Here is a 15921-nt window from a genome sequence, read left to right on the forward strand (position 1 = left end):
TGTTTAAATCTTTATTTTTAATCTTCAGATTATTTCTTGTCTTTCAGGGTTTTCTTTAAAACTTTCAGCCTTCCATCAATAGGCTGATCAATTTTTAATCCCAAAACTTCAGCAACCAAAGGATAAACATTAATGTTGGCAAATTCATTGATGACCAGATTGTTTTTAAATTCAGGGCCCCAGGCAAAGAAAGTCGCTTTCATTTCCGGAACAACTTTAGGGTTGTAGCCATGCTTACCAACAGATGTTTTCTTCCCTTTTTCCAGGAATATTTTTGGGGCTTTAGGAATCAGAAGAATTTGTCCTATCCTGTGATATTGATCATCTCTTGTTGCAAAGTGAAGGTATTTAGGAAGTTTTTTATCCAGATATACTTCGTAATCATCTGTTTTATTAGCTTTCAGTTCTTTGTAAACCGCTTTTACCTCATCTGGATTTTTAACATAAACTCTTACCAAAGTCTGGGAATTGTAAAAATCAAATCTGTTTTTATCAAAAAGCACAGCCGGAATTTCCAAAGGTGTACCTCCATCTACTTTGATCATACCATGGTCGGAAACAAAAATAAAGTTGACATTTTTTAATCCTAATCCATTTACTTTCTGAACAAGGTTACCAATCGCCTGGTCTATCAGATGAACAGCAATTTCTGTTTCTTTGGAATCCGGTCCATGATGATGTCCGCTTCCGTCTACTTCCGGGAAGTATAATGAAATAAAATGAGGTCTTTTCTCTTCCGATAATTTCAGCCAGTTCACCACTTTTTCTACTTTTTCGGAAGGTGTGAATTTTTCATGATAAGGATAATAATAAGAAGGTCTCATTCCTCCTGCATCACTGGCAGATCCTACCCACATTAAAGAAGCAGATACCATTCCCTGCTTTTCAGCGAGTCCCCAAATTGGGGTTCCTCCATACCAGCTGCCATCTTCAGCATTTTTTTTGTTGCTCATGGCATACCCTTCTTTTCTTTTATAATCATAGAAAAAATTATCGATCAAACCATGATGAGAAGGATAAAGTCCGGTAATTAGACTCCAGTGATTTGGGAAAGTAATACTTGGATAACTTGGAATCATTGCTTCAGCCTTCACACCGCCATTGGCCAGTTTCAAAAGATTTTCAGCATTATACTTTTGAGCATAGTCATAACGGAAGCCATCTGTAGATATCATAATCACATAAGGTTTAGACTGTGCTTCTATACTGTTTTGTCTACCCGGGATCACCACCTGGGCTGTATCAATATTGACCTGTTGTGCAAAAGCCGTAAAGGAAATTAGCAGCAGTAAAAAATAGATTCCTCGCTTCATTATTTTAAAATTTTTCTCAAAGTTACATCCTATACTTCTGCCTGAAAAGTTTAAGAGATTAAAAGTATATTAAAACAGATTATTTTTTTGAATCAAAATTAAAACTCATTAAACAGGTCTTTTCATTTCAAACTGTGACAGCCAATTGTTCAGTCCTACTCTTTCACTAAGAAATTGACTGGTGTTTTCTGAAGAATCATCTACATTATTCAAGGCAATGGTTTGTCCTCCGTTTTTTTCTTTAATAGCATTAAAAAGCTTTGTTCCAATTCCACGATTTCTGTAATTCTTATCTACTGCAAACTGGTATATTTTTTTCACTGCAGGACTATAAACAATATACCCAACAAGTTTATCTTTCATATAAGCACCTAAAGTCACATAGTTTTCAGGCATAGGCTCCAATACGAACACCGATCCCTGCCATGAAGGTTCAATATCCCAGAAAGAACATAGCAGTTTCCATTGAAAGTCATTCAAATCCCTAATAGAAACCTCAGCATTTCCTTCTCCTTGTTTAATACTTCCGTTAAAACAAAGTAATCTTCGTACAATTGTAAAACCTAGATTTTCATATGCCCTGATGGCAGGCTGATTTCCTTCAATAACTTCAAGCAGCAATGTATTGGCATTTCTCTCTTTTAAAACAGGAATAATAAAATCGTACATTTTTCTTACCAATCCTTTACCTCTGCTTTCAGGAACTACTCCTGTTCCACCATTGTAAATAATTTTCTCTCCATTCTCCACTTTTTCAGACTGAAGGATAAAACCTACCAGTTTCCCATCTTCAAATGCTCCGACAGAGATATTCATATCCATTTTTTCAGCTGCGATTTTTGAGACAAGCACCTCTTTCGTTAAATGAAAAGGAATAACATAATCTGAAAACGAATGGTTGAACACTGATAAAATTTCATCTATGCTTGTATTTGCTAAGGTTTTGAACTCCATTGATATTTTAAATTTATATAGTTATTACACTTTATTTCTGTTGGTTCAAGTACCATTGAATGGCATTATGCTCTTCTCTTTTTATAAATGGGTCTTTTTCCTGATTATAATCATTACCGTCAAACCATTCTTTTTTACTCAATTCCTCTTTCAGTTTTTGATATTCTTCTTTTACCTCCGGATGAATACGAAGATAATCCCTGAAAGCCAAATGGCGAAGCCAGTGTTCTGAAGAAGTCGGAATAACGTGAATGTGAGCAATGCGGAGATGATGATTGTGAATTCTCTCAGGAATTTCATCATTTGAATAAATAACATCAGGAAATCCTAATGTATGGGTATGATCTATAAGTTTAATAAAAAAACGGCGGTACGGCATATCTTCATTATACTTTTCATAATAGACATAATCTTTGCCTTCCAGTAAAGATGGAACTTTATCAAGTTCTTTTTCATCCTTTACCCCAATCATAATATCAATAACAGGTTTTGCAGATAAACCTTCCACAGATGTGCTGCCAATATGTTCAATTTCCGGATTCAAAAAACCGATATAGTTCTCAAGTTCATTTTTAATGGTTTCAAACTGCTTTTTCCAGAAAGGATTATATTTTTCAAAGGTAACTTTCATAAGTATCCAAATAGTACACAAATATAAAATTTTTCTCAGTAATCTCTCTGGAATCGACATTTAACAAAAAATGATACCCCTGAAAGATCAGAGGTATTCATTACTAATTATTTAGTTGTGTTTTTTCTGAAAAATTACTCTTTAATCAGTTTTTCATAAGATGTAGTTCCATCTTTTAAAGTGATTTCAAAATAATAAGCACCTGATTTCAAATCTCTGACACTGATATTTTCTCCCTCAAGTTTTACAGATCTTACTTTTCTTCCTGCAGATTCATAAATATCAACAGATTTTATTTTATCAGCATTTTTAAAGCTCACCGTTTCTTTGGCCGGGTTTGGATAAAGAACTATTTTCTTACTTTCCAAAACTGTTTCATTAGTACCTAAAGTACCAAAATTAAGGGCTGTAGTACCACAGCTGTTAGAACCATGATAAGCAATCGTAAAGTTTGATAACCTGCGTCCATAAGTAATGTTTAAAGGACTTGTAGGAGGAACGGTAAAGACATGGTCATTAGCATCTCCTGTGTTTAAAGCTCTTGTAGCGACTACAGTACGAACACTCCCTGCCACTGTATTAGAGGTTACAGTCCAGTTTTGAGTTCCATCCAAAGGCGGAACCACACCTTGTCCATTAAATGTTCTGTCACTTAAATTAGTACCATCAAAAATTACAACATCTTTCCCTATATCGTCCATATTCGTTGTATCGAAAGCCATTCCCAGCCATCCTGTAGAAGGACCAATAAGGGTAAGGGTAACTAAAGAAGGGGTAAGGTCTATCTTAACTGAATAAGCCAAATCTGCTCCTCCCGGTGTGGAAAAAAGAGGCACAGTTCCTGTCGAATATTGACTTTTTACATGAAAAAAAGCAAAAAATCCGATCAATAATAATGTAGTTTTTAATTTCATATAATCAATTTTTTAATAGGTTAATAATATCTTGATTTTTAGTAAATAAAGCATATTCAAAAACAGTTTTCCCTTGTTTATCGGATAATGCCTTATTTGCTTTATTCTTTAGTAGCAGCTCTACCATTTCTTTGTTTTGTGACTGTACAGCATATATTAATGGAGTTACTCCACTGCTGCTTGCCACATTTGGATCAGCTTTGTTCTCTAATAATTTCTGAGTAAGGTTTTTATCTCCTTTAAAAACAGAAGCCGTTAACGCCGTTCCTTCTCCACTTGCATAATTCATGTTTTTAACGTGAGTAATTAAAAATTCCGCAACTGGAATATTCCCTCTGTAACAAGCTAAAATAAGGGGAGAGAATCCGTTTTCATTAATCTGATTAATAATATCCGGATTTTGTTTCATCAGCTCCTGTACTTCAGGAACTGTTCCGCTCCTGGCAATATCAAATATTGATTTTGCTTTTTCCTGAGCAGATATCAATGAGCTCAGAAATAGTCCTACAATTAAGATTACATTTCTCATTGTTTTACCATTACGTAGTTGTATTCGATGTTGACATTTTCTGCCACTTTCTTGGTAACCATTTTAGGGATGGTCACTTTGTAATCTGCAGGTTTGGCTATAAAACCGCCCTGCATATAGATTTTACCGTCTTTTGCATATAATGTTGCGGAAGAAGCAACCGCTTTGTCTACCCCGTGAAAGTTAAGTGTTCCCTGAACGGTATATTTCTGTAGACTGGCCGTAAGTTTTGTTTTATCAAAGTTGACAATTTTCCCTTTAAAGGTTGTTTTCGGATATTTTGCAGATTCAGCATAGCTTTCATTGAAATGCTCTTCCATCAATTTGGTTTTAAAATGAAAGTTTTTAACGGTAGAAACGGATGCCATTTCGCCGTTGTCCACGTTCAGAATCACAATATTATTGTCATCCTGTGCAAAAATATCATCAAACAGAGGTACTGAAGCTTCAAAAGTTACTTTCCCTGTCTTAGAACTGTATTTCTGTGCTGAAGCGTAACCGGCAGAAAGCAGTAATACGCTTAATAATGCTATTTTTTTCATATCAATTTTTTTAGTTTTCATTTAATCCGTCAGCTTTCCACTTTATGAAAATATTGATCTGAGCTGCAGACAACGATCCTCCCTGAGGCATTTTTTCCGGATCACCGTTAGGCCTTTGGATACGATCCAGAATTCCATCTATATTATTTTTTACCTGATCATAAGTAACAAGGGGTTTATAGCCGGTGGCGGAATGACAGCCTATGCAATTGTTATCCACAATGGGTTTTACATCTGTTGTATATTTTACAGGTGCCGTGATAGGTGTATTATCAGAAATCTCTTCATAAGTTCTGCTGTCACAAGCCGTCAGTATGATTGCTGACGACAATATCAATAAGGATGTTAGCTTTTTCATATTAAAAAACTCTATAAAGATTAAACCCAAAGAAAATATGTCCCTTTCCCCATGCTCCAGTGGCATTGGTAAGATATCCGATATCTGAATTTATCTGGGAGTTCGTTAATAAAAGCTGGAACACATGTCCTCCGGTTTCTATATCTACCCCTAGTGATAATGGGTTTTTATAAAAACTGTGATCGTCGAAATTCACAAAGTATTCTGCATTCACAGAAACTCTTTTTGAAATTTTATAGCGTCCTCCCAAACCTGCTAAAAACTGATTTTTGTTTTCAATAGTGGGTTCGTAAAGGTTTTTATGAACAAAGGAAGGTGTAAGCTGCAAGGAAAACTTATCATTGAACCTTCTTGAGATCAATGCCTGCGTAAGATAAGAAAGCCTGTCACTGAATTTAAGATGTGGATAATTATCTTTATCAAGTTCAGTATTGGCACCCATTACATTGTAGCCCACAATATCCACCGGAAAGTTTTCATTTTGTCTTACCAGCCTGTATTTTACTGCTCCTTCAAACGTTTTCATATTCGTTTCTCTGGAAAGGCTTACGGAAACAGCATCTGAAATACCATAGATAACGCCTAATTTGGTTGAGGCATGATCCAGACCGAAAAAGTCTTTGAATCCGGCGCTTATATCTCCAAATCTGTGGGCAACGATAATGTACCATTCTTTTTTGGCGGCGAGTTTTGTAGATTGCCCCGTAACAATCTGAAGGGCTTTGAAGGCGGGTTGTGAGGTTTCTGAATTGGTTTTCACCGTGTCAATATCCTTCAGCAGATCTTCCTGTGCAAAGACAAGACCTGAAGAAAATACTGACAAAAATAAGAGAGTTTTCGTCATATACAATTTGAATTAAATTATGATATAACAAACTTATCGAGTTCTCAATTCAAAAACAGGTGATAAAAGTCACCATTCAAATTGTTTTTATCAATGATAGAAATAAACTTTTCAAACAATTAAAATTAGATCATTCTAACATTTTCATTCACAGGAACTTTCATTCCTTCTTTGGTCTGAACAATTTCACCTTCACTTTCAATTTTTTTCAAAACTCTGCTTACAACTTCCCTGGAGGTTCCCAAACTGCTTGCAATTTCGCGATGGGTTATCTTAATTGGGTTGTTTCCTGTGGATGAAATCTGCTGTTTGATGTAATTCAGGACTCTTTTATCCAGTCTATGGAACACCGCATCATTCACCATATTCATCACTTCTGAAAATCTACGGTCATATTCATGATAAAACAGTTTGTTGATTTCCGGGAATTTTATCAGCCAGTCATGCATTACGGAAACGGGAATAAGAATGGCTTCCGAGTCTTCCTCGGCAATAGCATACACTCTGCTGACATAGTCTGTAAGAATGGATGAGAAGGTCATAAGACAGCTATCTTTGGGCTTAATATAATAGTAGATAAGTTCTCTTCCGTCATTAAGGGTAAAAACCTTGATAGAGCCTTTTATCAGGAAAGGGACAAATTTATTTTTCTGCCCTTCTCTTATGATTTCAGTTTTTGCTTTTATATCAATTGCAACAGCATGCTTTTCCAGCTCAGCTAAAAAATCAGCCCCTAAAAAGCCAAATTTACTTACAGCGAACGCGTTATCAATCATATCCTATATTTTCTACTTTTTCTTAAACAAAGATATAAAATTGATGAATGGTTATTATATATTTTTATGTTATTAAATAAAATTAACAATCATATGGGTTCGATATTCCTTTGTACATGAGAATTTAGGTCAAAAAAATGCCCCGGTAAAAACCAGGGCATCTTATTTTATTGTAAAAAGAAATCTTACGCTTGAACGTTGTTTCCTCCTAATACGAAAGGCTCAACTTCTTTGATTTCTCCGAACTGCTGCTCGTAGTTAGCGATGTTCTGTTGAAGAGCGTTTAATACTCTTTTAGCGTGAAGTGGAGCAAGAATAACTCTTGATCTTACTTTAGCTTGCTGAACACCTGGCATCAACTGAATAAAGTCTACTACAAATTCAGATGGAGAGTGGTTTACTAAAGCTAGGTTAGCATAGATACCAGCAGCTACCATTTCGTTTAATTCGATGTTGATGTTTCCGTCTTGTGGATTTTGATTGTTGTCCATTGTTATAAATTATGTTTTTAAAATTCGAAATTTGAGATTGTGAAAATATAAAAATAATTTCAAATCCCAAATTTCAAATCATTAATTTTAGTTAAGGTCTTCGAATTCTTTCTTAGAACCTACAATAACGTTCTGATACTCTTTAAGACCTGTACCTGCAGGGATTCTGTGACCTACAATTACATTTTCTTTAAGACCGTTAAGTTCGTCTACTTTACCAGCAACAGCTGCTTCGTTAAGAACTTTAGTTGTTTCCTGGAACGATGCTGCAGACATGAATGACTTAGTCTGAAGGGCCGCTCTTGTAATACCTTGTAATACAGGAGTTGCTGTAGCAGGAAGAGCTTCTCTTACTTCTACAAGACTTAAATCTTCACGTTTCAACTTAGAGTTTTCATCTCTTAATTCTCTTGCAGTAATCATCTGACCTGGCATGAATTCTTTAGAATCACCAGCTTCTACTACTACTTTAAGACCGAATACTCTGTTGTTTTCTTCCAAGAAATCATACTTGTGCTCAAGAGCTCCTTCAAGGAATTGAGTATCACCTCCATCTACGATAGATACTTTCGTCATCATCTGTCTTACGATAATTTCGAAGTGCTTGTCGTCGATTTTTACCCCCTGTAGACGGTAAACTTCCTGGATCTCATTTACTAAGTATTCCTGAACTGCTGTTGGGCCTTTAATTCTTAAGATATCTTCCGGTGTGATAGAACCGTCAGAAAGCGGAGAACCTGCTCTTACGAAGTCATTCTCCTGAACAAGAATCTGGTTGGAAAGTTTTACCAGGTAAATTTTTCTTTCTCCAGTTTTAGCTTCAACAATAAGTTCACGGTTACCTCTCTTAATTTTTCCGTAAGAAACTACCCCGTCGATTTCAGTAACAACCGCTGGATTTGAAGGGTTTCTAGCTTCGAATAATTCTGTAACTCTCGGAAGACCTCCGGTGATATCCCCTGCTTTTGCAGATTTTCTTGGGATTTTGATTAAGACTTTACCAGCCTTAATTTTTTCACCATCGTTTACCATTAAGTGGGCTCCTACCGGTAAGTTGTAAGCTTTCTGCTCAATACCTTTAGAGTCTACCACCTTCAAGGTAGGTACGGCTTTCTTATTTCTAGATTCAGAGATTACTTTCTCTTCGAATCCTGTTTGTTCGTCAATTTCAAGTTGGAATGAAATACCCTGGATGATATCCTCGTATTCTACCTTACCTGAAGTTTCAGCAATAATTACTGCGTTATATGGATCCCATCTACAGATTGTATCCCCTTTCTTCACTTTATCACCTGGTTTTACAGCTAATATAGATCCGTAAGGTACGTTAGCTACCATTAATGGAGTTCTAAGCTCATTATCAGCAACTAATCTGAATTCTGTTGAACGGGAAACTACAACCTCAGCTGTATTACCGTTTTCATCTTCAGAAGTAATAGTTCTTACTTCATCCATTTCAACGATACCATCTCTTCTTGCAACGATAGATGGGTTTTCTGATACGTTTCCTGCAGTACCCCCTTGGTGGAAGGTTCTCAACGTAAGCTGAGTACCTGGTTCCCCAATTGACTGTGCTGCAATTACACCTACCGCTTCACCCATGTGGATCACTTTACCTGTTGCTAAGTTTCTACCGTAACATTTAGCACAGATACCTTTCTTAGCTTCACAAGTTAATGGTGAACGAACCTCAACTGATTCTAATCCAGCTTCTTCGATTCTTTTCGCCAATGCTTCAATGATCACCTGATCTGCGCTTGCAATAAGCTCGTCAGTTTCAGGATCGTAAATATTATGTAGCGATACTCTACCTAAGATTCTTTCAGAGATTCTTTCAACGATCTCGTCATTTTTCTTAAGTGCGGTAACTTCTGTACCTCTTAGAGTTCCACAGTCGTCTTCTGTAACGATAACGTCCTGTGCAACGTCTACCAATCTTCTCGTTAAGTAACCAGCATCGGCTGTCTTAAGAGCAGTATCCGCAAGACCCTTACGAGCACCGTGGGTAGAGATAAAGTACTCTAGAATCGAAAGACCTTCCTTAAAGTTGGCAAGGATCGGGTTTTCGATGATCTCCGCTCCCGTAGAACCGGCTTTTTGCGGTTTAGCCATCAAACCTCTCATCCCTGATAACTGACGGATCTGTTCTTTAGAACCCCTCGCTCCAGAGTCAAGCATCATATATACAGAGTTGAAACCACCTTGGTCAGTTTTCATTCTGCTCATGATCATTTCAGTTAATCCGGCGTTGGTATTTGTCCAAACGTCGATTACCTGGTTATAACGTTCTGTATCGGTAATTAGACCCATGTTATAGTTAGCTCTAATTTCGTCTACAGTTTCAATTGAAGAAGCAATCATCTGCTTTTTCTCAACAGGAACTACAATATCCCCAAGTGAGAATGAAAGACCTCCTTTAAATGCATTTGAATACCCTAAGTCTTTCATTGCATCAAGGAACTTCACAGTTGTAGGGAAATCTGTATCAGCAAGGATCTTACCGATAACGTTTCTCAATGATTTCTTAGTAAGAAGTTCATTGATATATCCTGACTGCTTAGGTACAATCTGGTTGAATAAAATTCTACCAACAGAAGTTTCGATCAATCTTGTTACTATTACTCCATCTTCTTTAACAGGTAGTCTACATCTTACCTTAGCATTTAAAGAAACTCTACCTTCAGCATAAGCAATTTCTGCTTCCTCAGGAGAATAGAATGCAAGACCTTCACCTTTTACTTTCATATCTTCTGTAGAGCTCAATTCTTTAGTCATGAAATAAAGACCAAGAACCATGTCCTGAGAAGGTACTGTAATTGGAGAACCGTTTGCAGGGTTCAAAATGTTTTGAGAACCTAGCATCAATAGCTGAGCTTCAAGGATTGCCTCTGGTCCTAACGGTAAGTGTACCGCCATCTGGTCACCATCGAAATCGGCGTTGAATGCTGTTGTTACCAACGGGTGTAGCTGGATTGCCTTACCTTCGATCATCTTAGGTTGGAAAGCCTGAATACCCAGTCTGTGAAGCGTAGGTGCTCTGTTCAATAGAACAGGGTGACCTTTCATCACGTTTTCAAGGATATCATAAACTACGGGTTCTTTTCTATCAATAATTCTCTTTGCAGATTTTACAGTTTTTACAATTCCTCTTTCAATTAGTTTTCTAATGATAAACGGTTTGTAAAGTTCAGCTGCCATATCTTTAGGAATACCACATTCGTGAAGCTGCAAGTTTGGACCTACAACAATTACCGAACGCGCTGAGTAGTCTACCCTTTTCCCTAGTAAGTTCTGACGGAAACGACCTTGCTTACCTTTCAATGAATCAGAAAGTGATTTCAATGGTCTGTTTGATTCAGATTTTACTGCAGAAGATTTTCTTGTGTTATCGAATAATGAATCTACTGATTCCTGAAGCATACGCTTCTCGTTTCTCAAGATTACTTCAGGAGCTTTGATCTCCAATAATCTCTTCAAACGGTTATTTCTGATAATTACTCTTCTATAAAGGTCATTCAAGTCAGAAGTTGCGAAACGTCCCCCATCCAATGGAACTAATGGTCTTAATTCTGGTGGGATAACAGGAAGTACACGCATGATCATCCACTCTGGTCTGTTGATCATTCTTGTATTAGCACCTCTCAATGCTTCTACAACGTTCAATCTTTTAAGAGCTTCTGTTCTTCTTTGTTTTGAACCTTCGTTGTGAGCTTTATGTCTCAAGTCGAAAGACAATGCATCAAGATCGATTCTTTTTAATAGATCTTCCACAGCTTCAGCACCCATTCTGGCGATGAATTTGTTTGGATCAGAATCATCAAGATACTGGTTTTCTACAGGAAGAGTTTCCATGATATCAAGGTATTCTTCTTCTGTAAGGAATTCCATATTTTCAAAATCAGAACCATCTAATTTTTTAGCAATACCCTGCTGAATCACTACATATCTTTCGTAGTAGATGATCATATCTAATTTCTTAGAAGGGATTCCTAAAAGGTATCCGATTTTGTTTGGCAATGAACGGAAGTACCAGATATGAGCAATAGGAACAACCAAACCGATATGACCGATTCTTTCTCTTCTTACTTTTTTCTCAGTAACTTCAACACCACAACGGTCACAAACGATCCCTTTGTAACGAATTCTCTTGTATTTACCACAAGCACATTCGTAATCTTTTACAGGACCAAAGATTTTCTCACAGAATAATCCGTCTCTTTCAGGTTTGTGAGTTCTGTAGTTAATAGTTTCCGGTTTTAAAACCTCCCCTCTTGAGTCTTGTAAAATAGACTCCGGTGAAGCTAAACCGATGGTTATTTTATTAAATCTACTTGTTTTATTTTTATTTGACATTTTTTAGATTTTAGATTTTGGATTATAAATTTTGGATTATAGAATTCTGAACGGGTTCAAAATTCAATAGGCAAAATTTAAAATTATTCCTCAAGTCTTACATCAAGTCCAAGTCCTTGTAACTCGTGAAGTAATACATTGAATGATTCCGGAATACCTGGTTCAGGCATAGATTCACCTTTTGCAATTGCTTCATAAGTTTTTGCTCTACCAATCACGTCATCCGACTTCACAGTCAAGATTTCTCTCAAGATATTGGATGCACCGAATGCTTCAAGTGCCCAAACCTCCATCTCTCCGAATCTCTGACCACCGAACTGAGCTTTACCTCCTAACGGCTGCTGAGTAATCAATGAGTAAGGTCCAATAGAACGTGCGTGCATCTTATCATCAACCATGTGTCCTAGTTTCAACATGTAAATGATACCTACTGTCGCAGCCTGAGTAAATCTTTCTCCGGTACCACCATCATAAAGGTGAGTGTGACCGAATGTAGGAAGACCTGCTTTCTCTGTATATTCAGTAATCTGATCAAGAGTTGCTCCGTCAAAGATTGGTGTAGCGAACTTCATTCCCAGCTTCTGACCAGCCCATCCAAGAACTGTTTCATAGATCTGACCGATGTTCATACGAGAAGGTACCCCTAGTGGATTCAATACGATATCTACTGGTGTTCCATCCTCTAAGAACGGCATGTCTTCTTCACGAACGATTCTTGAAACGATACCTTTGTTACCGTGACGTCCCGCCATCTTATCTCCTACATTCAGTTTACGTTTCTTAGCGATGTAAACTTTAGCCAACTTCATGATTCCTGCTGGAAGCTCATCTCCGATTGAAATTGCAAATTTCTCACGGTTTTTAACTCCTTGAATGTCGTTATATTTGATTTTGTAATTGTGAATTAATTGTTTGATCAATTCATTCTTGTCAGCGTCTACTGTCCAGTCTGCACCACTAACGTTTACATAATCTTCAACTGAAGTTAATAACTTGTGAGTAAATTTCACACCTTTACCGATGATTTCTTCGTCAAGGTCATTTTGTACCCCTTGAGAAGTTTTACCGCTTACCAGTGTATTTAATTTTTCAATTAAAGTATTTCTCAACTCATCAAATTTAGCCTTGTAAGTGTTTTCAATTTCTTCAAGTCTAAGTTTTTCTTCAGTTCTTTTCTTTTTGTCTTTAATGTTTCTAGAGAACAACTTCTTGTTGATAACAACTCCTCTTAATGAAGAGTCAGCTTTTAATGATGCATCTTTTACATCACCAGCTTTATCACCGAAGATTGCTCTAAGAAGTTTTTCTTCAGGAGTCGGGTCAGATTCACCTTTTGGAGTAATTTTACCAATCATGATATCTCCAGGCTTCACTTCAGCACCGATTCTGATCATACCGTTCTCGTCAAGATCTTTGGTAGCTTCTTCAGATACGTTTGGAATATCTGCTGTCAATTCTTCCATACCTAATTTGGTATCACGAACTTCAAGAGAATACTCATCTACGTGGATTGAAGTAAACCAGTCTTCACGTACAACTTTTTCGTTGATTACAATTGCATCCTCGAAGTTGTACCCTTTCCAAGGCATGAACGCTACTACTAAGTTTCTACCAAGAGCTAATTCTCCTTTTTCAGTAGCATAACCGTCGCAAAGTACCTGTCCTTTTTCCACTACATCACCTACTCTTACGTTTGGTCTTAGGGTAATTGTTGTACTCTGGTTGGTTTTTCTGAACTTAGTAAGTTTGTATGTTTTAGTAGCAGACTCGAATTGTACTAAATCTTCGTCTTCGCTTCTTTCATATTTAATAACGATTCTGTCAGCATCTACGTACTCTACAGTACCTGTACCTTCAGCGTTAATTAAGATTCTTGAATCTCTTGCAACTTGCTGCTCAAGCCCTGTACCAACGATTGGAGCCTGTGGCTTCAATAGAGGAACGGCCTGACGCATCATGTTAGATCCCATCAATGCACGGTTCGCATCATCATGCTCCAAGAAAGGAATCAATGAAGCGGAAATACCTGAGATCTGGTTTGGTGCAACATCGATAAGGTTAACCTGAGCAGGCTCCACTACCGGATAATCACCATCCAATCTTGCAATAATTCTGTCTGTTAAGAAGTCTCCGTTATCACTCAATTCAACGTTTGCCTGAGCAATTACTTTATCTTCTTCATCTTCTGCATTTAAATAAATAGGGTCAGCATTAAGATCAATCTTACCACTTTCTACTTTTCTATATGGAGTTTCGATGAAACCAAGGTTGTTGATTTTCGCATAGATTCCTAGTGATGAAATCAAACCGATGTTTGGTCCTTCCGGAGTTTCAATCGGACAAATTCTTCCGTAGTGAGTATGGTGAACGTCACGAACCTCGAAACCTGCTCTTTCTCTTGATAAACCACCAGGCCCTAGTGCAGATAATCTTCTCTTGTGAGTGATCTCTGATAGAGGGTTGGTTTGGTCCATGAACTGAGATAGCTGGTTGGTACCGAAGAATGAGTTGATTACAGATGTTAATGTCTTAGCATTAACAAGATCAAGTGGAGTAAAGATTTCGTTATCTCTAACGTTCATTCTTTCCTTGATTGTTCTTGCAATTCTTGAAAGACCTACCCCGAACTGTCCTGCTAATTGCTCACCAACAGTTTTAATTCTTCTGTTTGATAAGTGGTCAATATCATCAACATCAGTTTTTGAGTTTACTAACTCAATTAAGTGTCTTACAATGGCAATGATATCTTCTTTTGTAAGAACTTCAGTTGTAGTTGGAATGTTTAGGCTTAACTTTTTGTTTAGTCTGTAACGTCCTACTTCACCTAAAGAGTATCTCTGCTCAGAGAAGAATAATTTTTCAATGATTCCTCTTGCCGTTTCCTCATCTGGTGGATCTGCATTTCTTAACTGACGATAAATATACTCTACCGCTTCTTTTTCAGAGTTAGTAGGGTCTTTTTGTAATGTATTCTGGATGATAGAGAATTCGTTACTGTTTTCTTTGTGAATCAGGATTGACTTCACACCAGCATCCAGGATAAGATCTAAATGTTCTTTTTCAAGGATTGTTTCTCTATCCAAGATGATTTCGTTTCTTTCGATAGAAACTACTTCACCTGTATCTTCGTCTACGAAATCTTCGAACCAAGTGTTCAATACTCTCGCAGCCAATGTTCTCCCTTCTACTTTTTTAAGAGCAGCTTTAGAAACTTTCACTTCTTCCGCAAGGTCGAAGATCTGAAGGATATCTTTATCAGATTCATATCCGATAGCTCTTAATAAAGTTGTTAATGGTAATTTTTTCTTACGGTCGATATACGCGTACATTACGCTGTTGATATCCGTTGTAAATTCCATCCAAGATCCTTTGAAAGGGATAATTCTTGAATAGTAAAGTTTGGTCCCGTTCGCGTGGTAAGTCTGTCCGAAGAATACACCAGGTGAACGGTGAAGCTGCGTAACAATAACTCTCTCAGCACCGTTGATGATGAAAGAACCACTTGGCGTCATATAAGGAACCGGACCTAAATATACGTCCTGAACCACTGTTTGGAAATCTTCGTGTTCCGGGTCAGTACAATACAGTTTAAGTCTAGCTTTTAGAGGAACTGAATAAGTAAGTCCTCTTTCCACACACTCATCAATTGAATAACGTGGAGAATCTACCAGATAGTCTAAGAATTCTAATACGAATTGGTTTCTTGAATCCGTAATTGGGAAATTCTCTTGGAAAGTCTTGTAAAGAGCTTCTGTCTTTCTGGCTTCAGGAAGTGTATCAAGCTGGAAAAATTCTCTGAAAGACTCAATTTGGATATCCAAAAAGTCTGGAGTGATAATTTTTCCTTTCGCTGATGAGAAATTAATTCTCGGATTTCCTTGAGTTGTTGATTTTGTTTTACTCATAAAACTTTTAAGAAAGGGTTAAAAAATATTTTGATTCATTAAAAAATATCAGAAAAGAACAAGAAACAAGGTAAAAGTAAAAGGTAAAAGTGTTTTTGGCGCTCACAGAAGACCTTAGGACTCTTTTAACAATGCACTTGGCTCTTTCTAACTGCAACACTGGTATATCTTTTCACAGTGTAATGCAAAATATTTTTATTACTTTTGAGGCAGCATTACCGCAATATCTATATATACGAAATCCCTCTCACGTTTTCACAATGAAAGAGCTAATTTTCAGTATTTTATAAATTTACAAACAATTTTTCGCG

General features: G+C 37.0%; 12 protein-coding genes. All 12 read right to left on the minus strand.

Annotated features, from left to right (window positions below; translation table 11 throughout):
- Positions 1–29: 29 nt before the first annotated feature.
- Positions 30–1313 carry an ectonucleotide pyrophosphatase/phosphodiesterase gene (locus CHRYMOREF3P_RS10995; RefSeq protein ID WP_180564630.1) on the minus strand — a complete coding sequence of 428 codons (1284 nt, stop codon included), beginning with the start codon at positions 1311–1313 and terminating at the stop codon, positions 30–32.
- Between the two features lie 108 nt (positions 1314–1421).
- Entirely contained in the window at positions 1422–2267 is an 846-nt protein-coding gene (locus CHRYMOREF3P_RS11000) for a GNAT family N-acetyltransferase (protein ID WP_180564631.1), read from the minus strand.
- A 31-nt stretch (positions 2268–2298) separates the two neighbouring features.
- Complete coding sequence (locus CHRYMOREF3P_RS11005; protein ID WP_180564632.1) at positions 2299–2898, minus strand: GrpB family protein; 600 nt, start codon at positions 2896–2898, stop codon at positions 2299–2301.
- 134 nt (positions 2899–3032) lie between these two features.
- The gene (locus tag CHRYMOREF3P_RS11010) at positions 3033–3812 is read right to left on the minus strand and encodes a T9SS type A sorting domain-containing protein (RefSeq protein WP_077418900.1); all 780 of its coding nucleotides are present in this window, start codon (positions 3810–3812) and stop codon (positions 3033–3035) included.
- A gap of 4 nt (positions 3813–3816) precedes the next feature.
- Positions 3817–4341, minus strand: coding sequence for an ankyrin repeat domain-containing protein (locus CHRYMOREF3P_RS11015; protein ID WP_077418899.1), 525 nt, complete (start codon positions 4339–4341; stop codon positions 3817–3819).
- The gene (locus tag CHRYMOREF3P_RS11020) at positions 4338–4883 is read right to left on the minus strand and encodes a YceI family protein (RefSeq protein WP_180564633.1); all 546 of its coding nucleotides are present in this window, start codon (positions 4881–4883) and stop codon (positions 4338–4340) included. Before CHRYMOREF3P_RS11020 ends, CHRYMOREF3P_RS11015 begins: the two co-directional genes overlap by 4 nt.
- Before the next feature lie 10 nt (positions 4884–4893).
- The gene (locus tag CHRYMOREF3P_RS11025) at positions 4894–5241 is read right to left on the minus strand and encodes a hypothetical protein (protein ID WP_232539009.1); all 348 of its coding nucleotides are present in this window, start codon (positions 5239–5241) and stop codon (positions 4894–4896) included.
- 1 nt (position 5242) lies between these two features.
- Positions 5243–6085 carry a DUF5777 family beta-barrel protein gene (locus tag CHRYMOREF3P_RS11030; protein WP_077418897.1) on the minus strand — a complete coding sequence of 281 codons (843 nt, stop codon included), beginning with the start codon at positions 6083–6085 and terminating at the stop codon, positions 5243–5245.
- A 125-nt stretch (positions 6086–6210) separates the two neighbouring features.
- Positions 6211–6861 carry a Crp/Fnr family transcriptional regulator gene (locus CHRYMOREF3P_RS11035; protein WP_077418896.1) on the minus strand — a complete coding sequence of 217 codons (651 nt, stop codon included), beginning with the start codon at positions 6859–6861 and terminating at the stop codon, positions 6211–6213.
- 185 nt (positions 6862–7046) lie between these two features.
- Positions 7047–7352: a DUF3467 domain-containing protein gene (locus CHRYMOREF3P_RS11040; RefSeq protein ID WP_002976436.1), complete on the minus strand. Its 306-nt coding sequence runs from the start codon at positions 7350–7352 to the stop codon at positions 7047–7049.
- 87 nt (positions 7353–7439) lie between these two features.
- Positions 7440–11705 carry a DNA-directed RNA polymerase subunit beta' gene (gene rpoC / locus CHRYMOREF3P_RS11045; RefSeq protein ID WP_077418895.1) on the minus strand — a complete coding sequence of 1422 codons (4266 nt, stop codon included), beginning with the start codon at positions 11703–11705 and terminating at the stop codon, positions 7440–7442.
- Between the two features lie 83 nt (positions 11706–11788).
- Positions 11789–15610 carry a DNA-directed RNA polymerase subunit beta gene (gene rpoB, locus CHRYMOREF3P_RS11050; protein WP_077418894.1) on the minus strand — a complete coding sequence of 1274 codons (3822 nt, stop codon included), beginning with the start codon at positions 15608–15610 and terminating at the stop codon, positions 11789–11791.
- Positions 15611–15921 lie beyond the last annotated feature (311 nt).

It is taken from the genome of Chryseobacterium sp. JV274 (assembly GCF_903969135.1).
In the GTDB taxonomy this organism is placed as follows: domain Bacteria; phylum Bacteroidota; class Bacteroidia; order Flavobacteriales; family Weeksellaceae; genus Chryseobacterium.

What these genes read in the sequence shown, in the direction of transcription:
- CHRYMOREF3P_RS11005 (WP_180564632.1), bottom strand. Translation starts at nt 2,898, where the DNA reads ATGAAAGTTACCTTTGAAAAATATAATCCTTTCTGGAAAAAGCAGTTT.
- CHRYMOREF3P_RS11015 (WP_077418899.1), bottom strand. Translation starts at nt 4,341, where the DNA reads ATGAGAAATGTAATCTTAATTGTAGGACTATTTCTGAGCTCATTGATA.
- CHRYMOREF3P_RS11035 (WP_077418896.1), bottom strand. Translation starts at nt 6,861, where the DNA reads ATGATTGATAACGCGTTCGCTGTAAGTAAATTTGGCTTTTTAGGGGCT.
- CHRYMOREF3P_RS11000 (WP_180564631.1), bottom strand. Translation starts at nt 2,267, where the DNA reads ATGGAGTTCAAAACCTTAGCAAATACAAGCATAGATGAAATTTTATCA.
- CHRYMOREF3P_RS10995 (WP_180564630.1), bottom strand. Translation starts at nt 1,313, where the DNA reads ATGAAGCGAGGAATCTATTTTTTACTGCTGCTAATTTCCTTTACGGCT.
- CHRYMOREF3P_RS11030 (WP_077418897.1), bottom strand. Translation starts at nt 6,085, where the DNA reads ATGACGAAAACTCTCTTATTTTTGTCAGTATTTTCTTCAGGTCTTGTC.
- CHRYMOREF3P_RS11020 (WP_180564633.1), bottom strand. Translation starts at nt 4,883, where the DNA reads ATGAAAAAAATAGCATTATTAAGCGTATTACTGCTTTCTGCCGGTTAC.
- CHRYMOREF3P_RS11025 (WP_232539009.1), bottom strand. Translation starts at nt 5,241, where the DNA reads ATGAAAAAGCTAACATCCTTATTGATATTGTCGTCAGCAATCATACTG.
- rpoC (WP_077418895.1), bottom strand. Translation starts at nt 11,705, where the DNA reads ATGTCAAATAAAAATAAAACAAGTAGATTTAATAAAATAACCATCGGT.
- rpoB (WP_077418894.1), bottom strand. Translation starts at nt 15,610, where the DNA reads ATGAGTAAAACAAAATCAACAACTCAAGGAAATCCGAGAATTAATTTC.
- CHRYMOREF3P_RS11040 (WP_002976436.1), bottom strand. Translation starts at nt 7,352, where the DNA reads ATGGACAACAATCAAAATCCACAAGACGGAAACATCAACATCGAATTA.
- CHRYMOREF3P_RS11010 (WP_077418900.1), bottom strand. Translation starts at nt 3,812, where the DNA reads ATGAAATTAAAAACTACATTATTATTGATCGGATTTTTTGCTTTTTTT.